Origin of the sequence: Micromonospora sp. DT31, assembly GCF_049841795.1 — a bacterium.
In the GTDB taxonomy this organism is placed as follows: Bacteria; Actinomycetota; Actinomycetes; order Mycobacteriales; family Micromonosporaceae; genus Micromonospora.
The window spans coordinates 452,921-475,820 of record NZ_JBNCKZ010000001.1 but is presented as its reverse complement, the minus strand read 5'-3'; the positions used below and the strand labels follow the sequence as shown (position 1 = coordinate 475,820).

Genomic DNA, 22,900 nt, shown 5'->3' with positions numbered 1-22,900 from the left:
CCCGACCTGCCGGTGCTCTTCGTGGCCGGCGGCGCGGCGGGCGGCCGCGCGCCCGGCGACCGGGACGGGTCAGGCGACCGGGGTGGCGTGCACCGGGTCCAGCTCCCGCAACGTGGTGTCGTCGACGTCGTAGCCGATGGTGTTGTGCACCGCGACCACGCCGGCGACCTGCCCGGCCAGGCGGCCGGCGAGCTCGACGGCACTGCGCCGGTCCAGCCGCCCGTCCATGGTCACCTCGCCGGCGCGCACCTGCACCGTCACCAGGCCGTCGCGCACGGACAGCACCCGGCGCAGCACCTCGTGCACCACGTCCTCGCGGATCTCCGCGTCGGTGCGCAGGTGCACCCGCAGCAGGTCGCCCCGGGTGACGATGCCGGCCAGCCGGCCCAGGTCGTCGAGGACCGGCAGCCGCTTGACCGCCTCGCGGTCCATCAGCCGGGCGGTCGCCGCCAGCGTGGCCCGCTCGTGGGTGGTGACCGCCGGCGCGGTCATCAGGTCCTGCGCCACGAGCGCGTCCGCCTTCTCCCGCGCGGTACGCCGACGCCGGCCCTCGAACACCCGTCGCTGGTCCGGGTGCCCGGACCACTCCACCTTGTGCAGCAGATCCGCCTCGGAGATCACCCCGAGCACCCGGCGGAACGAGTCCACCACCGGCACGCCGCTGATCCGCTCGCGCACCAGCAGGTCGACGATCTCGCGGTACGGGGTCTGCTCGCCCACCGCCGCGACGCTCCTGGTCATCACGTCGGTCACCTGCCACGTCCTCATCACGACCTCCTCGTGCCGGTCCTCACGGACGACGGTAGGCGCGCGCGTACGGAGGGCGGCAGAGGCGGCGGACCGGGTCGGGACGGGACCAAGGTCCCGTCAGGAGGGCACCGGTCGGCCCTGCTGCCGGGCGGCGCGGCACGGTGGAATGAATGTGCCACCGGGAAGCGCGGTGCGAGGCACAGGAAGGGACGTGGACATCATGGCCGCGACAATCGAGCGGACCCCCGCCGCCAAGCGGACCCCCGCCGTCACCATCGCTCCGGCGGCCGAGACCGAGACCACCCGCCAGAAGGCCACCAGGTACGTCTGGGCCGGGCTACGGCTCGCGCTGGGCTGGATCTTCCTCTGGGCCTTCCTCGACAAGATGTTCGGCCTCGGGCACGAGACCCCGGCCAAGAACGCCTGGATCGACGGTGGCAGCCCGACCAAGGGCTTCCTGGGCAACGCGGTCGAAGGACCGTTCGCCGGCTTCTACCAGAACCTCGCCGGTGCGGCCTGGGCGGACTGGCTGTTCATGCTCGGCCTGCTCGGCATCGGGGTGGCGCTGATGCTCGGCGTCGGCATCCGGCTCGCGGCGGTCGCCGGCGGACTGCTCATGGTCCTGATGTGGACGGCCGTGCTGCCCCCGGCGAACAACCCCTTCATGGACGACCACCTCATCTACGCGGGTCTGCTCGCCGCTCTGGCCCTGGTCGGCGCGGGCAACACCCTCGGCCTCGGCCGGGTCTGGGCGAAGCTCCCCCTCGTCCAGCGCCTCCCCTGGCTCAAGTAGGTCCGAGCAGCTCGCCCCGGGGCGGGCGTCGCCGACAGGCGGCGTCCGCCCCCTCTCGTGTCCCCGCCACGCCGGTGTGCGGGGACCGGCGCGTATCGGCCGGTCGCGATCCGGCAGGATCGACGGTGACCACACCGTCAGCACCGAGGAGACCCGCTCATGGACAAGCCTGAGATTGGCCCGATCGAGGGCGCTCCGCCCGCCGATCTCGTCGTCGAGGACATCACCGTCGGCGACGGCCCGGAGGCCCGCCCGGGCCAACTGGTGAGCGTGCACTATGTGGGCGTGGCCCACTCGAACGGCCGCGAGTTCGACGCCTCCTGGAACCGGGGCGAGACGTTCGAGTTCCCACTCGGCGGCGGCCAGGTCATCGCCGGCTGGGACCAGGGTGTCGTGGGCATGAAGGTCGGCGGCCGGCGTCGGCTCACCATCCCGCCGCACCTGGGCTACGGCGCCCGGGGAGCCAGCGGCGTGATCAAGCCCAACGAGACGCTGATCTTCGTGGTGGATCTGCTCGGCGTGCGCTGAGCTGACCGCCCACGGGCCGTCGGCTACCCGCCGGCGGCCCGCGGCGTGTTCAGGCGGCGCAGGTCAGCAGCGCCCGCGACTCGTCGGACCGGCACACCGGGAGCACCCGCTGCAGGCCGGTCACGCGCAGCACCCGGGCCACCACCGGATCGGGGTCGACCAGAACCAGCTCGCCGCCGCGCGCCCGGACCCGCAGGTGGGTGGCGACCAACGCGCGCACCCCGGCGGCGGAGAGCAGCCGCACACCGGACAGGTCGACCCGCAGCACCGGTCGCGCCGGCGCCGCCCAGAGCGCGGCCCGGAACGCCGTCACGCTGGCGATGTCGATCTCGCCGACCGGGCGCAGCTCGACCTGGTGGTCGTGCACGTCCATCGCCACGTGGAAGCGGTCACCGCTGTCTGCCATGTGGTCAAACCTAGCGCCACCCTGCGACAGTTTCGGCTGCTCCGACGCGGGTTCCGGGTAGCGCCCGGGTGCCGACCCCGAAGCGTCTCAGGGTCATCCCGCAGCCGCCCGCGCACCGCGTGACCGCCCCGAAACGCCAGGTGTCGGGGAAACCCGCTCCGGCGCCGGCCGCCCGGCACAATGGGCCGATGGCCGTACCCCGCCCGCGTGCGCCCCGACTGATCCGGCCGGTCCGCGAACCGGCGACCGTGCCGCCCCCGCTGGCCGGGCCGTGGTCCCCCGCCGACACCCGACTCGACCGGGCCGACCTGCTGCCGCTGCCCACCGGCGGGCGCGGCCCGGAGGACGTCGTCGTCGACCCCGCCGGCCGGGTGGTCAGCGGCGACGAGGACGGCCGGCTGTGGTGGTGGCCGGTGGACGCGCCGGCCGGCACCCACCCGACGCTGCTCGCCGAGACCGGCGGCCGGCCCCTCGGCATCGAGGTCGACCCGGTCGACGGCGGGCTGCTGGTCTGCGACGCGTACCGAGGGCTGCTGCGGGTCGACCCGGCCGGCACGGTGCACGAGCTGAGCGGAACCGCGCCGCCGGTGCACCTGGCGAACAACGCGGCGGTCGCCCGGGACGGCACCGTCTTCTTCACCGACTCCTCCGACCGGTTCCCGCTCGCCCACTGGAAGCGTGACCTGCTGGAGCACCGGCCCAACGGGCGGGTGCTGGCGTACGACCGGGGCACCGGCCGCACCGTCGTGGTGACCGAGGGACTGTATTTTCCCAACGGGCTGGCGCTCACCCCGGACGAGTTGGCGTTGATGCTCGTGGAGACCGCCACCCATCGGCTGCTGCGGGTGGAACTGCCCGGCGGGCGGGCCACCGTGCTGGCCGACCTGCCGGCGTACCCGGACAACCTGTCGGCGGTGGGTGACGGAACGTACTGGATCGCGTTGCCCAGCCCGCGCGTGCCGGTCGCGGAGCGGCTGCTGCCCCATCCCCGGGTGCGCCGGCTCGTCGCCCTGCTGCCCGACGCGGTGCAGCCGCAGCCGCGCCGCTACGGGCTGGTCGCCCTCGTCGACGACGCGGGGCGGGTGCTGCGGACGCTGCACGGCCCCGACGGGGCGTACCCGATGGTCACCGGCGTGCGGCAGCACGGCCGGCGGCTCTGGCTGGGCAGCCTCACCGCGACCGGCGTGGCCCGGATCGACCTGGACTGAGGACGCGGGGGCCGGCACCGCGCGGACGCGGGCCGGCCCCGGGCCGTTCCTCCCCTGGTTCAGCCGCCGCTGTTGCTGCGCGTCGGGGTGGGGGCCGGAGACGACCCGCCGGCCACCGCCCCCGGGTGCGGGGTGGCGCTGCGCGTGGGCTTCAACCCCGCGGGTACGGGCAGCGCGCTGCCCCTGGCGAACTCGTCCCAGCCGACGTTCCAGGCGGTGAAGCCGTTGCCCTGGTCGAGTTTCACCTCGGTGCCCTTGACGGTGACCAGGTCACCGACCTGGGTGAGGCCCATCAGCCAGTCCGCCGCGGTGGCCGACACGTTGGTGCAGCCGTGGGAGACGTTCACGCTCCCCTGGTCCCCCTCCGACCAGGGCGCCGAGTGGATGAACTCGCCGCCCCAGGTGATCCGCTGAGCGTCGTCCACGTCGACCACGTACCCGCCGTTGGGCTCGTTGCGGGTGTCGAACGTGGTGTGCTCGTGCTTCTCCATGATCACCATGGCGCCGCTCGAACTCGGGGTGCTCTCCTTGCCGAGGCTGACCGGGACCTTCTTGAGCAGCTTGCCGTCCCGGTAGACCGCCATCTGCTTGGTGGCGTTGTCGATGTCCAGGGACACGTCCCGGCCGACCGTGGCGGTCGCCCGCCGGTCCTCGTCGCCGATCGCCTCCGTGCCGATGGGCAGCCCTTCCAGTGCGCTGCGCACGCTTATCGTCGTGCCGGGCTTCCAGCGGTCCGGCGCCCGGTACTCGGCCTGCTTGCCGTCGGCCATCCACGACCAGGTGCCCGGCTGCGGCGGGTCGGTCTTGACGAACAGCCGACGTTGCACGTCCGCGCGGGCCCGTTCCGGGATGGGCGGGTCGAATCCGAGCACCACCGGCATCGCCGTCCCGTACGTCCGATTCGACTGCAAATACAATTCGCTGGTGACGGCCGGTTTGGTGGACTTCGGCATCGTGGTGAACGTCGTCCGCCGCGTGGCCGTCCGGCCGGAGTCGCCGGTGGCGGTCACCTCCGCGGTGTACGCCCGGGAATTGTCCAGCGGCCGGTCGGGCACCCAGCCGGAACCGTCCTCGCGGGCCTGCGCCGGCACCTGACGGCCCTTGTCGTCGGTGAGCTTCACCGAGGTCACCCGGCCGTTGCCGACCCGGGTGCCGACCTCCGCGCTGATCGGCACGTTCCGGGCCCGGTCGGCGGGGGTCACGGTGACCGCCGGCGGTGTCGCCTCGGCCTGCTTCGCCACCGACTCCTTCGGGCCGGCGGTGCACGCGCCGACCGCCAGCGGCGCGGCTGCCACAGTTATCGCGAAAAGCGTCAGTCGGCGCCTGGCAAACATATATCGCCCCCCGTTTCCCGAATCCTCTCGCCCATATTCTGTAGGCCTGCCGGGGTGCCGTGGCACGTTCGGCGGAATCGCTCGGAAAAGGTTGCGGCGAAATGGGGTGTGGGCTACCGGAATCGCGAATGGGCGGGCCGCTCGTCCCGCGCTGCGCGGGCCGGACCCGCACGCCCGGTTCGCCCCGGGAAGATCCGGGGCGAACCCGTGTGGCGCGGTGACCGCGGCCGGGGGCGCCGGCCGCAGCCGCGGATCAGACGTTCGCCACCAGCAGGGCGGGCTGCTCCACGCAGTCGGCGACGTGGCGCAGGAACCCACCGGCGACCCCGCCGTCGCAGACCCGGTGGTCGAAGGTGAGGCTGAGCTGGGTCACCTTCCGCACGGCGAGTTGCCCGTCCACCACCCACGGCTTGTCGACGATCCGGCCGACGCCGAGCAGTGCCGCCTCCGGATGGTTGATGATCGGCGTGGAGCCGTCCACCCCGAACACGCCGTAGTTGTTGAGGGTGAACGTGCCGCCGGTCAGCCGGGCCGGGGGCAGCGTGCCGCCCCGGGCCGCCGCGGTGGTCTCGGCGAGGGCCGCGGCCAACTCCCGGGTGGTCAGCCGCTGGGCGTCCCGCACCACAGGCACCAGCAGGCCCCGGTCGGTCTGCGCGGCGATACCCAGGTGCACGCCGGCCGACTGCACGATCCGCTGCCCCTCGGTGTCCACGCGCGCGTTGAGCTGCGGATACCTGCGCAGCCCACTGAGGCAGATGCGGGCCAGCAGGGCCAGGATGCTCACCGGCGCGTCCGGGGCGGCGGCGTTGATCGCGGCCCGGGTCGCCAGCAGGCCGGTGGCGTCCACGTCGACCCAGATGGTCACCTCGGGGATCTCCCGGCGGCTGCGGGAGAGCCGGTCGGCAATCACCTTGCGGATGCCGGTGAGCGGGATGACCACGTCACCGTCGGGTGCCGGGGCGAGCCCGACGTGCGCGGGGGGCGCGTCCGGCACCGCCGCGAGCCGGGCCGCCGGGGTGCCCGCGGCGGCCTCCACGTCGACCCGGCGGATCACGCCGCCCGGTCCGGTGCCGCGCAGCGACCCCAGGTCGACCCCGCGCTCCCGCGCCAGTCGCCGCACGATCGGCGAGATGACAAGCGGCGCCACGGCCGGGCCGCCGGCCGCCGGTCCGGGCGTCGGATCCGCCACGGCGGGCGGGCCGGCCGCAGCGCGCCCGCCGGACGAGCCGGCCGGGGCCGGCGGGGCGGGGACGCCCGGCTCGGCAGCCGGCACCAGGCGGGGCCGGCGGCGCCGACGACCCGACCCGCCGTGGCCGGTGCCGTAGCCGATCAGGACGTTGCCGGAACCGGCCCGCTCCTCCTCCCGGTAGGTGGCGTGCGGGTCGGTGGCGTCGTCGAGCGGGGCAATGGTGATCAGCGGCTGCCCCACCGGGCGCACCTCACCGGCCGCGCCGTGCAGGGCCACCACCCGGCCGGCGTACGGGCAGGGCACGTCGACGACGGCCTTGGCGGTCTCCACCTCGACCACGCTCTGGTCCACGGTGACCACGTCGCCGACGGCCACCCGCCACTCGACGATCTCCGCCTCGCTCAGTCCCTCCCCCAGGTCCGGCAGGAGGAAGTCCCGGATCCCCACAGCGGTGGTCATGCCGATCCCTCCCTTCGGTCGGCATCGGCACGAGCCTGTCCCGGGCTGTGCTTGCTGATTCGCTCGCTGTGCTTGCTGATTCGCTCGCTGTGCTTGCTCATGCCGCCACCCATCGACTGTCGGGCTGGTCGTCCCACTGCAGGCGGGCGACCGTGTCCAGCACCCGGTCCACCGAGGGCAGGTGGGTGTGCTCCAGCATCGGCGCCGGGTAGGGGATGTCCCACCCGGACACCCGCAGCACCGGGGCGTGCAGCGCGTGGAAGCAGCGTTCCTGCACCCGGGCGGCGATCTCCGCGCCGACCCCGGCGAAGCCCTGCGCCTCCTGGATCACCACGCAGCGGCCGGTCCGGCGTACCGAGGCGGTCACCGTGGCGTCGTCGAACGGCACGATGCTGCGAACGTCCACCACCTCCAGGTCCCAGCCCTCCTCCCGGGCCGCCTCGGCGGCGGCCAGCGCCACCGGCACCGCCGGGCCGTACGCCACGAGCGTCGCGTCGGTGCCCGGCCGGCGCACCACGGCCGTGCCGATCGGCGCGGTGCGCGCCGGCAGTTCCGCCTCGGCGCTTGTGAAGTAGAGCTTCTTCGGCTCCAGGAACACCACCGGGTCCGGGTCGTCGATCGCGGCGCGCAGCAGCGAGTACGCGTCGTCCACGGTGGCCGGGGTGACCACCTTCAGGCCGGGGGTGTGCGCGTAGTACGCCTCGGACGAGTCGCAGTGGTGCTCCACGCCGCCGATGCCACCGGCGTACGGCACCCGGATCACGATCGGCACGGTCAGCGCGCCGCGGGTGCGGTTACGCATCTTCGCCACGTGCGAGGCGATCTGCTCGAACGCCGGGTAGCCGAACGCGTCGAACTGCATCTCCACCACCGGCCGCAGCCCGGACATGGCCAGCCCGACCGCGAAGCCGACGATGCCGGCCTCCGCGAGGGGGGTGTCGAAGCAGCGCTTGTCGCCGAAGCGGGCCTGCAGTCCGTCGGTGACGCGGAAGACGCCGCCGAGCTGGCCCACGTCCTCGCCGAAGACGACCACCCGCTCGTCGTCGAGCATCGCGTCGGCGAGCGCGGCGTTGAGCGCCTTCGCCATGGTCATGGTGGCCATCAGGCGTCCCCCTCCTGGTCGGCGGCCAGCTCGGCCCGGACCTGCTCCCGCTGCTCCACCAGTTGCGGGGTCGGCTCGGCGTAGACGTGGTCGAACAGGCTCAGCGGGTCCACGGTCGGCCGCTCGTCCATCCGGCGGCGCAGCGCGGCGGCGTACGCCTCGGCCTCCTCGGCGACCGCCGCGACGGCGGCGTCGTCAAGCACGCCCCGGGCCCGCAGGTACGCCTCCAGCCGGGCGATCGGGTCGCGGTCACGCCACGCCTCGACCTCGTCGGCGTCCCGGTAGCGGGTCTGGTCGTCGGCGTTGGTGTGCGGTTCCATCCGGTAGGTGTGCGCCTCGATCAGGTACGGGCCCTTGCCGGCCCGGGCGTGCGCGACGGCGCGCTCCAGCACCGCCAGCACGGCCACCGGGTCGTTGCCGTCGACCTGCTCGCTGGGCACGCCGTAGCCGACGCCCTTGTAGGCCAGGCTCGGCGCGGCGGTCTGCCGGGACAGCGGCACGCTGATCGCGTACTTGTTGTTCTGCACCAGGTAGACGACCGGGGCCTTGAACACGGCGGCGAAGTTGATGCCCTCGTGGAAGTCGCCCTCGCTCGTCGCGCCGTCGCCGATGAACGCCAGCGCCACGGTGTCCCGCCCCTGGTACGACTCGCCGTAGGCCAGGCCGGCGGCGTGCACGCACTGGGTCGCGAGCGGGGTGCACTGCGGCGCGGTCCGGGTGGCCGCCGGGTCGTACCCGCAGTGCCAGTCGCCGCGCAGCAGGGTGAGCACCTCGACCGGGTCGATGCCCCGTGCGGTGAGCGCCATCGACTCGCGGTAGGTGGGGAAGACCCAGTCGGTGTCGCGCAGCGCGAGCACGCCGCCGACCTGGCAGGCCTCCTGGCCCCGCGCGGACGGGTAGACGGCGAGGCGGCCCTGCTTGGTCAGCGCGGTGGCCTGCACGTCGAAGCGGCGGCCGACGACCATCCGCCGGTACATCTCGCGCAGCGTCTCGACCGGTGGCTCCGGGTAGTCCTCGCGGGGTGGCAGCGCGGTGCCGTCCGGGTCGAGCAGCCGGACCGGCTCGCGCTGCGGCAGCAGGGCGGCCGACGGGTCGGGTGCGGCCGGGGTGGCCTTACGACGGGTACGCGGGGATGCCCTGCGGACCGCCTGGGGTGTGGTCGTCACGGCGGGACCTCCTGGACGTGTGGTGGTCCTATGCTCCTGGTGATGGATGATTGACTCAACATCCGGGATGAACGCGGAACGATTGGCACGGGAGGGCAGCCCAGTTGAGCCAGGAGACCGGGGCCACACCGGGCACGGCGGGCGGAACGGGACGTTCGGCCGGCCCGTTGGACGAGGTCGACAGGCGGATCCTGGGCGAACTGGTCCGCGACGCCCGGATGTCCATCCGCACCCTCGCCGAACGGGTGCACGTCTCGCGCACCAACGCGTACGCCCGGGTGGAGCGGCTGATGCGCGACGGTGTGCTCACCGGGTTCACCGCGCGGGTCGCGCCCGAGCCGGCCGGGCTGGGCACGTCGGCGTACATCGCGCTGACCATCGAGCAGAACACCTGGCGGGAGGTCTCCGCCGAGCTGGCGCGGGTGCGCTACATCGCCCACGCGGCGCTGCTCAGCGGCGAGCACGACGTGCTCGCGCTGGTCCGCGCCCCGGACAACGCCACGCTGCGCGACGTGGTGCTGGACCGGGTGCAGGGCATCGCCGGTGTGCTGTCCACCCGCACCTGGCTGGTCTTCGAGGAGTTCGACGGGACGCAGAGCCCCTGGGGGTGACCGGTCAGCGTTCCGGCGGCGACTCCAGGCCTTCGGCGTCGGCCAGTTCCAGCAGCGGCGTGAGCGAGTGGCGTGGCCCGTCCAGGCCGGCGTGCGGATCGCCGTGCTCGGCGAACCGGGCCGGCATGGTCAGCACGTCGAAGTCCTCCGGCCGGGCGTCGTCCAGCTCGGACCAGCCCAGTGGCGCGGAGACCAGCGCCGCCGGCGTCGGCCGGATCGAGTACGCCGAGGTCACGGTGTGGTCCCGGGCCATCTGGTTGTAGTCGACGAACACCGGCCGGTCCCGCTGCTCGCGCCACCACGTGGTGGTGACCAGGTCCGGCAACCGGCGCTGCACCTCCCGGCCCAGCGCCAGCACCGCCCGCCGGCACTCGCCGAAACTCCAGCGCGGCTCGATCGACACGTACACGTGGATGCCCCGCCCGCCGGTGGTCTTCGGGAAACCCACCAGGCCCAGCTCGGCGAGGAACGCGCGCACCTCGTGCGCCACCGGCACCACCTGGGCGAAGTCCACCCCCGGCATCGGGTCCAGGTCGATGCGCAACTGGTCGGGACGCTCCACGTCGGCCTTCGTCACCGGCCACGGATGGAAACGCAACGTGCCCAGGTTGGCCGCCCAGATCACCACCGCCAGTTCGCTCGGGGCGACCTCGTCGGCGGTGCGGCCACTGGGGAACGTCAGATGCGCGGTGTGCACCCAGTCGGGGGCGCCGGCCGGCAGCCGCTTCTGGTAGAACGCGTCGCCCCGGTTGGTCTGCCGGGTGGCGATTTTGGCACCCTCGAACACGCCGCGCGGCCAGCGTTCCAGCATGGTCGGCCGGTCCCGCAGTGCGCGCAGGATGCCGTCGCCGACGGACAGGAAGTAGCGGACCACGTCCAGCTTGGTCAGCCCGCGCTCCGGGAAGTAGGGCTTGTCCGGGCTGGACACCCGGACCAGCCGCTGCCCCACCTGGATCTCCTGCGCCGCCGTGGTCGCCACCGTCACACCGTAGCGACCCGAGGTGGCCGTGGGGGCCGGCTCACCGGGACTCCGCCGTCACCGACAGCCGGATCCAGGCGTCCACCCAGGCCCGCACCGCCCGCGCGCCGGGGTCGGGGCCGAGCGCGCCGGCCAGGTCGGTGAGCGTCGCACCGCACCGGTCCAGGCCCACCCCGGCCAGGGTGTGCGCGGCGGCGCGCAGCCGGTCGGGAAAGCCTGCCGGCAGGTGCCGCAGGCCGGTGTGCGCGGCCCGGGCCAGCAGCGTCGACATCGCCTCCAGCGCCGACGCCACCGGATCCGGTCGGGCGGTGAGCGTGTCGGCGAGCCGCCCGGCGCCCTCCCCGGCGGCCAGGTCGGGCACGACCACCGAGTCGGCGACCACCGCCAACGGCTCGACCACCAGCCCTTCGGCACCCCGACGCACCGTGCCGCTGACGAAACGCGGCGGCCCGTACGCGCCCCGCAGCGCCGCCGCGAGCGTGTCCAGCGCCCCCGGCGCGGCGGCGTGGTGCACCGCGGTCAGCCTCGCCGTGCCGCCGCCGGCGCCGGTGACCGTGGCGTCGAGGCGTTGCTCGCCGGCCGCGTATCCGATGGCGCGCACCTCGCCGAGCGCCAGCACCCGCACCGACTCGGCGGCGGTACGCGGGCGCAGCAGTCGGGGTGGTCGTCCGGCCAGTTCGGCGGCGAGCACGTCGGTGTCCCGGGCCAGCAGTCCGGGTGGCAGGGCGTCCCACGCACCGGTGGCCGGGCTGACCGTGGTGCGGGCCAGCCGGCCGGCGGCGAACCGGAGCTGGTGCGCGGCGGTGCGCAGCGCCGCCTCGGAGACCACGTTTCCGGCGGCCAGCGCGCCGAGCGTGGCCCCGGCAACCCGCCGCCCCGCCAGCGTGTGCCCGGTGAGCGGGTGCCCGGTGGGTCCGTCGTCGGCGGCGTCGTACACGCGCCGCAGCACCAGCACCGAGACGGCCGCCGGATGGGCGAGCACCACGTCCACGGTGAGCACCCCGGCCCGTTCACGCACCCGGGCGCCGAGCCCGGTCAGCCGCAGCCGACGCAGCGGCGTCTCCGCCGGCTCGCCGGTGCCCAGCACCCGCTGCGCCGGGGTGGCGCCCGCGTTGACCACCGCACGCCGCCGCGCGGGCAGCTCGGCGAGCAGCTCGGCCAGGGTCTCCGGACGGTAGCGGGCGCCCCGCGCGGCATACGCGGCGAGCTGACCGGCCAGGTCGTCGAGCGCCAGCAGCGGCCAGCGCAGCCCGGCCACGTCGAGGTCCCGCCGGACGGCGATCAGCCGGGCGTCCACCCCGGAACCCAGGTGCGCCACGCCGGTGAGCAGCACCTCCCCGGCCAACTCCACCGCCGCGTCCAACGCCGGATACCGCCTCGCCACGGCCGGCCCGCCGACGCGCACCGGAACCTCGGGGCGGCCCGGATGTTCCCGGTCCGCCACCCGGTACGCCCACACGGCCAGCGCCAGGGCCGCGCCGCCGTCGTCGGCGGCGTCGCTGCGCGCGTACCCGATCTGGCCGGGCACCAGGAAGCGGACCGTGCCGGTGGGCAGCTCCACCCGCGGGACCGGGTCGTCGGCGTCGGGCCGGTGGACCACCGCGGCGTAGCCGCGCCGCCGGTGGCGGGCGGCGGCGGCGAGTGCCGCCGCACCGAGGGTGGCGGCCAGTTCCTCGTCTGTGACGTCCCCCGGCGACCAGCGTCCCGGCCCGGCGGGCGCGGCGTCCCCGGCGGGCGCGGCGTCCCCGGCGGGCGCGGCGTGGTCCCGCTGGTAGGTCAGCACCACGGCGATCAGGTGTCGGCACACACCCGGCGCCGAGCAGGAGCAACGCCCGGCCCCGAGGCCGCCGGCGGCGGGCAGGGTGGCGGTCACCCCGTCCGGGTACGCGGCCCGCACCGCCCCGTCGACGTCCTCGGTGAGCGCCGGCCCGGCACCCGCGTCGACGTCCTTCGCGGCGCGCCTCACCAGGCCCCGGTTGCTCAGCGCGGCCAGCACGTCCGGGGTGAGCGCGAGCAGATCGGCACGCGTCATCGCCCCGCCCCTACCGGCCCACGTGCTCGGCCACGAACGCGGCCAGCTCGCCCGGGGTCATCGCCCCGACCGCCGCGCCGACGTCGGCCAGTCGCTGCGCGGTCACCCGCTCGTACGCCGGGTCGGCCTCCTCGTCCAGCGCCGCCAACGCCAGTACGTGCGTGCCCTGCTCCACCAGCCGCCGCACCGACCGCACCAGGGCCCCCACGTCGCCGCCCTCGTAGAAGTCGGACACGAGCGCCACGATGGTGCGCCGTGGATTCTCCACCAGCTGCGCGGCGTACGTCACCGCCCGGGCGATGTCGGTGCCGCCGCCGAGCTGCACCTTCATCAGCAACTCCACCGGATCGTCCACCTCGCCGGTGAGGTCGACCACCTCGGTGTCGAAGGCGACCAGGTGCGTCCGCACCCCGGGCAGCCCCCACAGGCAGGCGGCCGTCACCGCGGCGTGGATCACCGAGCCGACCATCGAGCCGGACTGGTCGACGAGCAGGATCACCTGCCAACGATCCAGGTGGCGGCGGGTACGGGAGAAGAAGTGCGGCCGGCGTACGTGCAGCCGGCGCTCGTCCGGCCGCCAGTGCGCCAGGTTCGCCCGGATGGTGCGCCGCACGTCGAAGTTGCGGGCCTGCCGGAAGCGGCTGGGCCGCCGCGCCCGAGGGCCGGAGAACGACTGCCGCACCTCCCCGGCCAGCCGCTCGAGCAGTTGCCGCACCACCGCCTCGACCAGTTTCCGGGCCAGCCGCAGCACCTGCGGGTCCATCAGGTGCTTGGTGCGCAGCACCGCGCGCAGCAGCACCGGGCTCGGCTCGACCCGGGCCAGCACCGCCGGGTCGGTGACGAGGTCGTGGATGCCGTACCGCTCGACCGCGTCGCGTTCCAGCCGTTGCACCGTGTCCTTCGGGAACAGCCGGATGATCCCGTCCAGCCAGTCCACAGTGGTCATCGTCGACGGGCCGGCCCCGCCGCGTCGCACGCCCCGGCGGCCCCACTCGGCGTCGCGGCCGTAGAGCCAGTCCAGGGCGGCGTCCCGCCCGGCTGCCTCCCCCGACAGGCCGCCCAGGCTGTCCTGCGCGGCGTCGCCGAGCACCAGCCGCCACCGTTCCCGCATCGGGTCGGTCACGGACCCTCCTCCCCCAGCCCTTCCCGGGCCAGCACCTCGTCGGCCCGCTCCTCCACCGCGCGGGCGGCGGCCACCAGCACCGGATCGGCGTCCAGCCGCAGGGGATCCCCGGCCGGCGTGTCGCCGCCACGCAGCGCCGCCACGTGCCGGGCCACCGCCGCCCGCTCGCGGGGCGGGAACCAGCCGAACGCCTGCCGCAGCGCCGGCAACGCGACCAGGAAGTCGTGCGCGCCCATCGAGGCCAGCAGTTCGTCGACCACGGTGAGCAGGCCCGCATCCTCGGTCGCCACCTCCTCCCTGGCCAGTGCGAACAGCCCGCCGAGCCAGTCACCGAGGGTGGCCGGCGCGGCCATCCCCCGCACCGCTCGGGTCACGTCCGGTACGGCCCCGAGCGACCAGCACAGGCCGAGCGCGGCACCGCGCAGGTCCGGCGGGGCCCCCGCGTCGGCCGCGACCCGTCCGGCCACCGCCAGCGCGTCGGCCCGGTCCAGCCCCAGCGCCGCACCGGCGTGCCGGACCGCGTCGCGGACCGCGACAAGCGCGGTGAGGCGACCCGCCTCTGCCGGTCCCGGCGCGGCCCGCACGCCCTCGACCAGCCAGAGTGCCCGGCGTACGGCGCCGACGATCAGCGCGCCGAGCGCCGCCGTCCCGGCGCTGCCGAGCAGCCGGTCGTGCCGCCACAGCGCCAACCCGACCGCCAACGCCCGGCCGAGCGCCGGCAGGTCGGTGACCGCCCCGACGGCCCGGGTGATCGCCGCCAGCGTCCGGGTGGAGTGCTCGGACAACCCGGCCAGCGCGGTGTCGAACAGCAGCGTCGCCAGCGCCTCCACGTCCGCGCCGAGCAACGTGGCCCGCTCCCCCACCATGGCGGTCACCGCGTCGGTGACGGTCGGGCCGTAGCCGCCGGCCTCGATCGTGCGGGGCAGCCGGTCCGCCGACGGCGCGGGCGACCACCGTTCGGCGACCGACGCCTCCGCCCCCACCCGGGGCCCGCTGTCGCGGGCGTGACCCGGCACGTCGAGCAGCCGCAGCCGGTGCAGCAGCCGGCTGCGGGCCAGGTCGCCGGGGTCGGTCAGGTCCAGCTCGACGACCTCCCGCGGGTCGATCCGGTGCCGGGCCAGCTCGGCGTCGACGTCGTGCACGAGCGGTGGCAGCGGCGTGTCCGGATGCAGCCGGCCCACCCGGTCGCCGCTGAGCGCGGCCACCATCTCCACCACCACCGGGTGCGCGCCGGCGGCGAGTGCGCCCCGGGACGCCCACGGCAGCGGCTGGTCCAGGACGTCGGTGACCAACGCCGACACCAACCCGTCCAGCACGTCGACCCGGGCGGGGTGGGCGTGGCCGCGCAGCCTTGCCAGGCCACCCGCCATGCTCCGGGCCGCGATCAGGTCGACGGTCGAGACGGGCTGCCGGCGAGCGCGCAGCCGGGCCACCACCGCCTCGGTCAACGCCTCACCGGCCTGGCGCGGGCCGTCCTCCCACACCCGCTGGTAGTACGCCGGGGACGGCATGCCGGACTGGTAGCCGACGAACGCGTCGAGCCGGCGGAACGAGTACGGCACCAGGTAGCTGCCGGCCACCGCGTCCGCCGCCGGCTCCGGCACCGGCGGCCAGTCGTCGTCCCCCGACCCGTCGCCGTCCGGCCCGTCGAGCAGCCGAGCCAGGGCGGGACGGTGGAAACCGCCGGTGACCACGAGCACCGGACGACCGCCGGCCCGCCGCCGAGCCACCCGGACCCAACGCGCCATGTACGCCTCCCGGGCGGTGTCCTCCTCCCCTGCCGCCGACTCGCCGCGCAGCAGGTCGAAGTACGCGTCCAGCCGCTCGGCCAGCCCGTCGTCCGGGCCGATCTCGAACAGGTGGTCCCAGAGCGCGTCCACGTTGTCCACCGCCAGGGTGGCGCAGAGCCGGCGCACCGCCTCGGCGTACCGCTGGTCGGCGTCGGCGTACCGGTTGGCGCGGTCGCTCAACGCCGGATGCCAGGCGGGCAGATCGATGAAACGAACCTGCGCGCCGACGGCCCGGCCGGCGGTCAGCGCCACCCACTCCGGGGAGTACGCGCAGAACGGGCTCCACGAGGCGTGCCGGCGCTGCCCGTCGCGGTGCGCGGTGAACACCGCGATCGGCAGCTCGTGGTCGAGCAGCAGCTCGTCCATCCGCCCGTTCAGGTCCGCCGGCCCCTCCACGAGCACGTACGCCGGGCGCAGCCGGTCCACGGTGGCCGCGACCAGCCGGGCGCAGGCCGGACTGTGGTGCCGGACGCCGAGGATCGTGACGCCGTCGGGCGCCCCGGCGGCGCTCACCCGGGCAGCAGGTGCCGGGCGTCGTGCACCGCCCGCCACTGCGCGCCGGAGCGGCGGGACACCTGCTGTTCCAGATAGCGCCGCAGCCGGGCCAGGTCCTCCGCGTCGTCCTTGGCGGCGGTGCCGGCCAGGCAGGCGACCAGGTCGGCGGCGTCGCCGGCCTGGCCGCGCAGGAACCAGCCGCGCAGCCCGACCGCGTGCGCCACCGACACCGCCTCGGCGGTGCTCATCACCGCCGACAGCCGCTCCATCGCGTCGCCCCGCTCGGTCGTCCCCGTCCGCAGCTCGCGGAACGCGGTGACCAGCACCTCCAGCAGGTCACGCCGGGGTGGCGCGGTCACGCCCGAGCGGCGCAGCAGCTCACCGGCCTCCGCCTCGACAAGTGCCAGCTCGGTGCCGAGGTCGGGAATCGGGAAGACGGTCTCGAAGTTGAACCGCCGCTTCAGCGCGGCGCTCATCTCGTTGACACCCCGGTCCCGGGTGTTCGCGGTGGCGATCACGTTGAAGCCCTCCCGGGCGTAGACCATGGCGTCGGCGCCCGGCAGCTCGGGGATGGCGAGCACCCGGCCCGACAACGGGGAGAGCAGGCAGTCCTGAACCTCCAGCGGGCAGCGGGTGATCTCCTCGAAGCGGACCACCCGTCCGTCGGCCATGCCACGCAGCAACGGGGCCGGCACCAGCGCCCGCGGCGACGGACCGTCCGCGACCAGCAGCGCGTAGTTCCACGAGTAGCGGATCTGGTCCTCGGTGGTGGCGGCGCCACCCTGGATGGTCAGCGTCGAGTCGCCGCTGACCGCGGCGGCGAGCAGCTCCGACAGCAGCGACTTGGCGGTGCCGGGCTCGCCGACGAGCATCAGCCCGCGGCTGGTCGCCAGCGCCACCAGGGCCCGGTCGACGAGCGACGGGTCGCCGACGAACTTGCCCCGGATGCCGGCGGCCGGGTCACCGAGGACGAACCGGCGGGCCGCGCGCAGGCTCAGCCGCCAGCCGGGCGGGCGCGGGTCGCGGTCGTCGGCGGCCAGCGCGGCCAACTCGTCGCGGTAGCGCGCCTCCGCCGGGGGCCGCTGCGCCCCCTCGACAGCCGGGTCGAACGCGGTCACCGGGTCACCTCCGCCAGGTCGCGCAGCACCTCGGAGACGGTGACGTCGTCCAGCTCGCCGAGGCGGGCCTTGCCGCCGGGCGGGAACCAGTCGCCGCGTGGCACGTCGTTGACCCAGATCGCCTCGATCTTCTGATCCGGGAACATGTCCACCACGCCGACCGCGATGCCGGGGTCGAGGTCGATCACCACGGCCATGCCGCCGGGGACCTCACGCTCCAGCCAGTTCTGGATGCCGGCGTCCTGGGGCATGCCGCGCCGCCAGCCCCGCCGTTCCAGGCTGAGCAGCCGCCCGGCCGGAACCGTGACACCCATGTGCCGGCGCAGCAGCGAATCGTCCCGCTCGGTCGGGTCCAGCCGGTGCATCTCGCGGCCGAGCTGCGGGAAGGGTTGGAGGATTTCGTAGTCGGCGAAGATCTCCGCCCAGGCCGGGACCGCCGCGCCGAGGCGCACCGGGTGGGCGACGCTCACCGTGGCGTCGTCCGGCAACGGGTACCCCTCCTCGGCGACGTTGGCAAGCGTGCGGTCCTCGGCCACCCGGAACGCGGTGTCCACCCGGCCCGCGTCGTCCACGGTGGCCCAGACCAGCCGGCGTACGACGTGCCAGAGCAGCGGGTGGGACAGGAAGTAGCGGTGGAAGTCCGCCGCCGGCCAGCGCCGCCCGCTGACCATGGCCGCCTCGAAGCGGCGGATCTGGTCGGCGGCGAGGGTGCGCACGTCCTTCTTCAGGTCGGCGAAGCGCCGGTGCGCGGCGGGTGCCAGCGTCGCGTCGTCCCGGGCGCCGGGCTTGGGCAGGTCCTTGCGCCGGACGCCCGCGCCGTCCACCACGTACGGCTTGAGGTGCTCGTCGAAGCCGACGGTGAACCGGCGTGGGCCGTAGTCGAGGACCAGGCTGCCGCCGGCGTCCAGCCCGAGGTCGGGCACCAGACGGTCGCCGAGCTGCTCGGGGGTCAGGCCCAGCCTGTCGGCGACCTCGGTGACCTTGCGCGCCGCCTGCTCGCGCAGACCCCGGAACCTGACCTTCTGCGAGATGCCGTAGAGGTGCATCAGCGCCACGTCGGTGCCGATCTGCGCCAGCACCTCCAGGCCGGTCACGGCCCGCGCGTGCTGACCCTCCCCCGGCCAGGCCCGGACCAGCGGGGTGAGCCGGCGGGCGGTGGAGTCGTCGCCGAGCAGCCCCAGGCTGGTGAACGCCCAGCCGTCCTTCGACGGCGCACCGGCGCCCTGCCAGGCCTCGAACAGCGCCCAGGCGACCTCCGCGAGGGAATACCCGTCGCACGCCGCGCGAACGATCTCCAACCCCGGGTACGGCTCGCCGGGCGAGGACACGGCGAGCATGGTGCAGAGATGGCGCACCGCCTCGACGGGCAGCGCCGCCGAGCGGTCCCGCAGCAGCACCTGCGGCAGCACCGCCGGGTCCAGCCAGGCCGGCAGGCCCGGCATCCGGGTCGGGAGCTGGTCCAACGGGTCGGCGTCGAGCACCGCCGTGGCGGCGGCGAGCGCCTGCGCACCGTGCTCCCGGGCCACGCCCAGGACCAACTCGCGGTGCTCACCGGACACCAGGCGCAGCGCCCGCTCGGCTGCCCGGCGTCGCGGACCGGGCGTGCCGAGCGCGGCCGGCAGCAATGCCCGCGCGGCGAACTCCGGGTGCCGGTGCAGCCAGGCCCGCGCGATCGGGCGGGCCGAGACGAGCCGGTCGAGCCAGTCGGCCACCAGGTCGGCGACCCCGCCGTCGGCGTACGGCAGCAGGGTCTCGCCGGCGTACCTCGGGGCGGTGCGGGCCAGGTGCAGCGCGGCGGGCAGCGCGTCGAGCTCATAGCGGCCGACGAGGCGGCGCATCCACTCGTCGGCGCCCCAGGACCCGTCGGGCCGCCACGCCGGCAGCAGTGGCCGGGCCAGTTCCTCGCCGGCCCGCACGAAGAAGTGGACCGCCGCGCTGAACTCGGCCCGGCCGGCCGCGACCGCGGCGGCGAGCACGGTCAGGTCGCCGCCGTGCCAGTAGCCGATCCAGCCGGGCGCGATCGCGGCCCACCGCTCCCGTTCGCCCGGCAGCCACGCGAGCGCGGGCCGGGTGGGCCGGGCCAGACCGCTCAGCACCGGCGGTGTGGACCGCGGGTGCCGGGTCGACCAGGGCGGCGTCACCAGCACCGGCGGGAGGCGGTCCGGCGCCGCGACCGGCAACGCCGACGCGTCGTCGCGCAGCCGCTCGACCCGTTCCCGCTGCGCCGGGGCCAGCGCCGGCAGTGCGGCCTCGACGGCGGCCGGGTGGCCCAGCACGTGTGCGCGTAGCAGCGCGGCGGCGGCCCGCGCGACCGCGGTGGGCCCGTCGGCGGCGGCGGCCAGCAGGCGCACCCCACGCACCGGGAAGCGGCGCAGCATCTCCGTCACCGCGGGCAGGACGTACTTGCGGTCCAGCCGAGTCAGCAGCACCGCCATCGGCTCGTCGCCGGGCAGCACCGACAGCAACGACACGAGCACCTTGTGCGCGTCCCCACCGGCGTACTCCTGGTCGAGCCAGCCGGCCAGCACCGGCGCGATCGAGGGACCGACCCCGTCCGTGGCGGTGATCGCGAACGCCTTGTCCTGCATCAGCCGGTAGACCGACAGCGCGTCGACCAGGGACGTAGTCGCGTCGACGTCGTCGACCGCGCACAACAGCAGCTCGGCGAGCGTCTGCCCGCCGGCGCGCGACACGGCGGCGACGTCCTCGGCCACCCAGCCCCGCTCGGTGGGCAGCAGGAACGACGTGATCACCCGGGCCGGCAGCGGCCCGGACCGGTACGGCTCCAGGGCGGCGCGCGCGGCGGCGTACTCGGCGTCGGTGGCCGCCGCGACATGCGCGCGGACGCGGCGCAGCATGACCACGCGCAGGACCAGGTTCCACCGGTTCCGGTCGGGGATGTCGGCGGTGCGGCACAGCGGCAGGGGGGAGCGCGGTCCCTCGACGCGAACGGTGATCTGCTCGGTCATCGCGACCGCCGCGCCGGCCGGACCGAGGTCGGCGACCAGCAGGTCGGCGAGCGCCTGCCCCTGCTGGTCGCGCGGGTGGAAGCCGAGCGCCGAAGACATGGCCGCCACCAGCGCGGCCCCGCCGAGCGGTGTGCACCTGCCGTCCAGGTAGCCGCGCAACGCCGGGCCGAGCTGCGGGTCGTCGGTGGCCTTCGCGATCCCGGCGAGCGCGACCGCCTTGCCGTCCACCACCTTGCGGCCGGCGGCCCGACCCTTCGCGGCGCCGGGCAGCGCCGGCCCGGGCGTGCCGCCCCGGCGCGGGATCAGCAGCCGCCGCCGGGCGGTGGGGATCTCGAACGTGTCCTCGTCCGGCAGGTCACCGACGGACGCCGCGCCGACGGCCGGTGACCCGGCGGCCGGGTCGGGGCCGGCGCCGTCCGGGCCGGGTGCCGGGGCGGCCGGCCCGGCGGTGGGCGCCGCGGCGTCCCCGCCCGGGGGCGCGACGGTCGTCTCGGCGTACCCCTTGCGCAGTTTCTCGGCGACCAGCCGGTCGGCGTGTGCGGCGGCCTCGGCCGGCGAGCCCAACTCCTTGAGCTGGGTGCGGCCCTGCGCGCCGAGAGATCCATAGCGGACCGTCACGGTCGCGTCGTGCTGCCCGACCTCCCAGAACTTGGCCGAGCTGCCGCCGACGAACTCGAATCTGCGCACACCGTCTCCTTGATCGCCCGCAGTGTGCGGGGACCATAACCAGCCCCACCGACAGCGCGGTAGCGCCGGAGCGGGCGGCTCGGACCCGCTCCCCACGACGGTCAGGTGATCAGCAGCGCCCCGACCGCGATCAGCGGCACCGCCACGAAGAGGAAGACGCCTGCGCCGGTGAGCACCCGGCCGCCGCCGCCGTCCTCCCGCTCGGGGGGCAGGCCGAACGCGGAGCGAGCGTCCAGCATGCCGATGCGGCTCAGCGTCAGATCGCCGGTCATCCCGGTGACGGCGCCGACGACCATGAACGCCACGCCCACGCGGTGCGTGAAGTCGCCGCCGCTGACCCCCACCCAGATCCCCACCGCCGACGCGATCACCGCCACGGCGATCAGGAACAGCACGAGGGCCTCCCGCAGACCCCGGATCACTGTCGACATGCGTCCTCCCCGCCCCGGTCGTTGCACACCGCCGGACATTCTGCCGGTTCGATGCCGCGCCACGCAGCCCTCACGATCGGCCCACGCGACACGGTTATCCCCTGCCGGCGCCGGGTACCGGGAGCCGCATGGCGGAGTTGGCATCGCTCTGGATCGTCCGGCACGGCGAGAGCACGGCGAACGTGGCGGCCACGGCGGCCGAGACGTCCGGCGCCGAGCTGATCGACATCACCCACCGGGACGCGGACGTGCCGCTGTCGCCGACCGGCGAGGAGCAGGCGCGGGCGACCGCCCGCTGGCTGGCCGGGCTGCCGGACTCGCAGCGGCCGGACGTGGCGGTGGCGTCGCCCTACCTGCGGGCCGTACGCACGGCCGAGCTGGCGCTCGACGGCACCGGGATCCCGATGAGCATCGACGAACGGTTGCGTGACCGTGAGCTGGGCATCCTCGACGGGCTCACCGGCCACGGCGTCCGGCGACGTTTCCCCGAGGAAGCGCACCGGCGCGACCGGCTCGGCAAGTTCTACTACCGGCCGCCCGGCGGCGAGTCCTGGACCGACGTGGTGCTGCGACTGCGGAGCCTGCTGGGTGACCTGCGCCGCGACCACGAGGGGGGTCGGGTGCTGCTGTTCGGCCACGACGCGCTGGTCTTTCTGCTGCGCTACCTGGTGGAGGGGCTCACCGAGGCGGAGCTGATGGCGCTCACCCGCGAGCACGTGATCGCCAACTGCTCGGTGACCGGCTGGCACGTCGAGGACGCCGGTCGGCTCGTAGCCGAGTCGTTCAACGACATCGCCCACCTGCACCAGCAGGGGGCGCGGCCCACCCGGGAGGACGAGGTCCATGCCGAGCCGGTCTGAGGTGATCACCCCCGCGCTGCTGCGGGACTGGGCGCTGCCGGTGCCCAGCGGCGGCAAGGAGGCGCGCGGCACGGTGCTCGTGGTCGGCGGGTCCCGGTTCACCCCCGGGGCGGTCCTGCTGGCCGGGGTGGCCGCGCTGCGCGCCGGGGCCGGCGTGCTCCAGCTGGCCGCCGCCGAGTCCACCGCGGCCGCGCTGAGCATCCAGGTGCCCGAGGCGCTCGTGGTGGGCCTGCCGGAGACCGCCGACGGCGCGGTCCACAGCGAGCGCGGCGACGTGCTGGACGGCCTGGTCGCCGAGGCGGACGTGGTGGCGATCGGGCCCGGCCTGACGAACATCGACGCCACCCGCGACCTGCTGCGCCTGGTTCTCGACGCGGCCGGCCGGGAGACCGCGCTGGTGCTCGACGCGTACGCGCTGGGCGCGCTCAGTCACGAGCCGGACCTGCTCGTCGGCTCCGGTCGCAAGGTGGTGCTCACCCCCAACCTGACCGAGGCCCGGCACCTGCTCGGCCGCGACCCCGGCGACGACCTGGACGCCGAGGCGGTCGAGCTGGCCGGGCGCTACGACGCGGTGGTCTCGCTGTACGGCCACATCGCCACCCCGGACGGCCGGGCCTGGCGCGAGGAGAGCGGGGACGCCGGCCTGGGCACCTCCGGCAGCGGGGACGTGCGGGCCGGGCTGCTCGCCGGGCTGCTGTCCCGGGGTGCCGATGCGGCGCAGGCGGCCTGCTGGGCGGCGTTCGCGCACGCGGTGAGCGGGCAGCGACTGGTCCCCCGGTACGGGCGGATCGGTTTCCTCGCCCGGGAACTGCTGGACGAGATCCCCTACACGATCGCCACGGTCTGACGGCCGGCGACCTGCGGACCGTG

Annotated in this window: 19 protein-coding genes; 6 read left to right on the top strand and 13 right to left on the bottom strand. The window is 75.2% G+C overall.

All coding sequences use genetic code 11. The annotated features are described in order from the left end of the window. Positions 1 to 69: 69 nt before the first annotated feature. Positions 70 to 768: a CBS domain-containing protein gene (locus ACLQ2X_RS02015; RefSeq protein WP_425679169.1), complete on the bottom strand. Its 699-nt coding sequence runs from the start codon at positions 766 to 768 to the stop codon at positions 70 to 72. Positions 769 to 970: 202 nt separating this feature from the next. Here ACLQ2X_RS02015 and ACLQ2X_RS02010 point away from each other — a divergent pair, with 202 nt between their 5' ends. Further along, positions 971 to 1,543 (top strand): hypothetical protein, encoded by a 573-nt coding sequence (locus ACLQ2X_RS02010; RefSeq protein ID WP_425679168.1) that lies wholly within the window; start codon positions 971 to 973, stop codon positions 1,541 to 1,543. A 159-nt stretch (positions 1,544 to 1,702) separates the two neighbouring features. Continuing rightward, positions 1,703 to 2,071: an FKBP-type peptidyl-prolyl cis-trans isomerase gene (locus ACLQ2X_RS02005; RefSeq protein ID WP_425679167.1), complete on the top strand. Its 369-nt coding sequence runs from the start codon at positions 1,703 to 1,705 to the stop codon at positions 2,069 to 2,071. Between the two features lie 49 nt (positions 2,072 to 2,120). Here ACLQ2X_RS02005 and ACLQ2X_RS02000 read toward each other — a convergent pair whose 3' ends face one another. Then, positions 2,121 to 2,477: an STAS domain-containing protein gene (locus ACLQ2X_RS02000; protein WP_425679166.1), complete on the bottom strand. Its 357-nt coding sequence runs from the start codon at positions 2,475 to 2,477 to the stop codon at positions 2,121 to 2,123. Positions 2,478 to 2,665: 188 nt separating this feature from the next. Between ACLQ2X_RS02000 and ACLQ2X_RS01995 the strand changes: the two genes are divergently transcribed. Beyond that, complete coding sequence (locus ACLQ2X_RS01995; RefSeq protein ID WP_425679165.1) at positions 2,666 to 3,685, top strand: SMP-30/gluconolactonase/LRE family protein; 1,020 nt, start codon at positions 2,666 to 2,668, stop codon at positions 3,683 to 3,685. Between the two features lie 59 nt (positions 3,686 to 3,744). Here ACLQ2X_RS01995 and ACLQ2X_RS01990 read toward each other — a convergent pair whose 3' ends face one another. From ACLQ2X_RS01990 to pdhA, 4 genes are all read right to left on the bottom strand, one after another. Beyond that, entirely contained in the window at positions 3,745 to 5,019 is a 1,275-nt protein-coding gene (locus tag ACLQ2X_RS01990) for an Ig-like domain-containing protein (protein WP_425679164.1), read from the bottom strand. A 253-nt stretch (positions 5,020 to 5,272) separates the two neighbouring features. Next, positions 5,273 to 6,667: a dihydrolipoamide acetyltransferase family protein gene (locus ACLQ2X_RS01985; RefSeq protein ID WP_425679163.1), complete on the bottom strand. Its 1,395-nt coding sequence runs from the start codon at positions 6,665 to 6,667 to the stop codon at positions 5,273 to 5,275. A gap of 97 nt (positions 6,668 to 6,764) precedes the next feature. Next, positions 6,765 to 7,769 carry an alpha-ketoacid dehydrogenase subunit beta gene (locus ACLQ2X_RS01980; protein WP_425679162.1) on the bottom strand — a complete coding sequence of 335 codons (1,005 nt, stop codon included), beginning with the start codon at positions 7,767 to 7,769 and terminating at the stop codon, positions 6,765 to 6,767. Continuing rightward, complete coding sequence (gene pdhA, locus ACLQ2X_RS01975; protein ID WP_425679161.1) at positions 7,769 to 8,935, bottom strand: pyruvate dehydrogenase (acetyl-transferring) E1 component subunit alpha; 1,167 nt, start codon at positions 8,933 to 8,935, stop codon at positions 7,769 to 7,771. The genes ACLQ2X_RS01980 and pdhA overlap by 1 nt, the downstream gene beginning before the upstream one ends. Before the next feature lie 104 nt (positions 8,936 to 9,039). Here pdhA and ACLQ2X_RS01970 point away from each other — a divergent pair, with 104 nt between their 5' ends. After that, positions 9,040 to 9,546: an Lrp/AsnC family transcriptional regulator gene (locus ACLQ2X_RS01970; protein WP_425679160.1), complete on the top strand. Its 507-nt coding sequence runs from the start codon at positions 9,040 to 9,042 to the stop codon at positions 9,544 to 9,546. Between the two features lie 4 nt (positions 9,547 to 9,550). Here ACLQ2X_RS01970 and ACLQ2X_RS01965 read toward each other — a convergent pair whose 3' ends face one another. The 7 genes from ACLQ2X_RS01965 to ACLQ2X_RS01935 form a co-directional block, all read right to left on the bottom strand. Then, on the bottom strand, positions 9,551 to 10,531 hold the full coding sequence (locus ACLQ2X_RS01965) for a DNA polymerase domain-containing protein (protein ID WP_425679159.1): 981 nt from the start codon (positions 10,529 to 10,531) through the stop codon (positions 9,551 to 9,553). Positions 10,532 to 10,565: 34 nt separating this feature from the next. Continuing rightward, positions 10,566 to 12,557, bottom strand: a complete 1,992-nt coding sequence (locus ACLQ2X_RS01960; RefSeq protein ID WP_425679158.1) for a hypothetical protein — start codon at positions 12,555 to 12,557, stop codon at positions 10,566 to 10,568. A 10-nt stretch (positions 12,558 to 12,567) separates the two neighbouring features. After that, positions 12,568 to 13,680, bottom strand: coding sequence for a VWA domain-containing protein (locus ACLQ2X_RS01955; protein ID WP_425679157.1), 1,113 nt, complete (start codon positions 13,678 to 13,680; stop codon positions 12,568 to 12,570). Beyond that, positions 13,677 to 15,983 carry a DUF5682 family protein gene (locus tag ACLQ2X_RS01950; RefSeq protein WP_425679156.1) on the bottom strand — a complete coding sequence of 769 codons (2,307 nt, stop codon included), beginning with the start codon at positions 15,981 to 15,983 and terminating at the stop codon, positions 13,677 to 13,679. Before ACLQ2X_RS01950 ends, ACLQ2X_RS01955 begins: the two co-directional genes overlap by 4 nt. After that, positions 15,980 to 17,083, bottom strand: a complete 1,104-nt coding sequence (locus ACLQ2X_RS01945) for an ATP-binding protein (RefSeq protein WP_425679155.1) — start codon at positions 17,081 to 17,083, stop codon at positions 15,980 to 15,982. The genes ACLQ2X_RS01950 and ACLQ2X_RS01945 overlap by 4 nt, the downstream gene beginning before the upstream one ends. Continuing rightward, on the bottom strand, positions 17,080 to 20,739 hold the full coding sequence (locus ACLQ2X_RS01940) for a DUF4132 domain-containing protein (protein WP_425679154.1): 3,660 nt from the start codon (positions 20,737 to 20,739) through the stop codon (positions 17,080 to 17,082). The genes ACLQ2X_RS01945 and ACLQ2X_RS01940 overlap by 4 nt, the downstream gene beginning before the upstream one ends. Positions 20,740 to 20,840: 101 nt before the next feature. Next, on the bottom strand, positions 20,841 to 21,170 hold the full coding sequence (locus ACLQ2X_RS01935; RefSeq protein WP_425679153.1) for a hypothetical protein: 330 nt from the start codon (positions 21,168 to 21,170) through the stop codon (positions 20,841 to 20,843). 128 nt (positions 21,171 to 21,298) lie between these two features. Here ACLQ2X_RS01935 and ACLQ2X_RS01930 point away from each other — a divergent pair, with 128 nt between their 5' ends. Both ACLQ2X_RS01930 and ACLQ2X_RS01925 read left to right on the top strand, forming a co-directional pair. Further along, entirely contained in the window at positions 21,299 to 22,030 is a 732-nt protein-coding gene (locus tag ACLQ2X_RS01930; protein WP_425679152.1) for a histidine phosphatase family protein, read from the top strand. After that, positions 22,014 to 22,877 carry an NAD(P)H-hydrate dehydratase gene (locus ACLQ2X_RS01925; RefSeq protein ID WP_425679151.1) on the top strand — a complete coding sequence of 288 codons (864 nt, stop codon included), beginning with the start codon at positions 22,014 to 22,016 and terminating at the stop codon, positions 22,875 to 22,877. Before ACLQ2X_RS01930 ends, ACLQ2X_RS01925 begins: the two co-directional genes overlap by 17 nt. The last annotated feature ends 23 nt before the right edge of the window (positions 22,878 to 22,900 follow it).

Coding starts and splice junctions, on each gene's coding strand:
- ACLQ2X_RS02000 (WP_425679166.1), bottom strand. CDS start 2,477: ATGGCAGACAGCGGTGACCGCTTCCACGTGGCGATGGACGTGCACGAC.
- ACLQ2X_RS02005 (WP_425679167.1), top strand. CDS start 1,703: ATGGACAAGCCTGAGATTGGCCCGATCGAGGGCGCTCCGCCCGCCGAT.
- ACLQ2X_RS01925 (WP_425679151.1), top strand. CDS start 22,014: ATGCCGAGCCGGTCTGAGGTGATCACCCCCGCGCTGCTGCGGGACTGG.
- ACLQ2X_RS01930 (WP_425679152.1), top strand. CDS start 21,299: ATGGCGGAGTTGGCATCGCTCTGGATCGTCCGGCACGGCGAGAGCACG.
- ACLQ2X_RS01960 (WP_425679158.1), bottom strand. CDS start 12,557: ATGACGCGTGCCGATCTGCTCGCGCTCACCCCGGACGTGCTGGCCGCG.
- ACLQ2X_RS01995 (WP_425679165.1), top strand. CDS start 2,666: ATGGCCGTACCCCGCCCGCGTGCGCCCCGACTGATCCGGCCGGTCCGC.
- ACLQ2X_RS01980 (WP_425679162.1), bottom strand. CDS start 7,769: ATGGCCACCATGACCATGGCGAAGGCGCTCAACGCCGCGCTCGCCGAC.
- ACLQ2X_RS02010 (WP_425679168.1), top strand. CDS start 971: ATGGCCGCGACAATCGAGCGGACCCCCGCCGCCAAGCGGACCCCCGCC.
- ACLQ2X_RS01985 (WP_425679163.1), bottom strand. CDS start 6,667: ATGACCACCGCTGTGGGGATCCGGGACTTCCTCCTGCCGGACCTGGGG.
- ACLQ2X_RS01935 (WP_425679153.1), bottom strand. CDS start 21,170: ATGTCGACAGTGATCCGGGGTCTGCGGGAGGCCCTCGTGCTGTTCCTG.
- ACLQ2X_RS02015 (WP_425679169.1), bottom strand. CDS start 768: ATGAGGACGTGGCAGGTGACCGACGTGATGACCAGGAGCGTCGCGGCG.
- ACLQ2X_RS01990 (WP_425679164.1), bottom strand. CDS start 5,019: ATGTTTGCCAGGCGCCGACTGACGCTTTTCGCGATAACTGTGGCAGCC.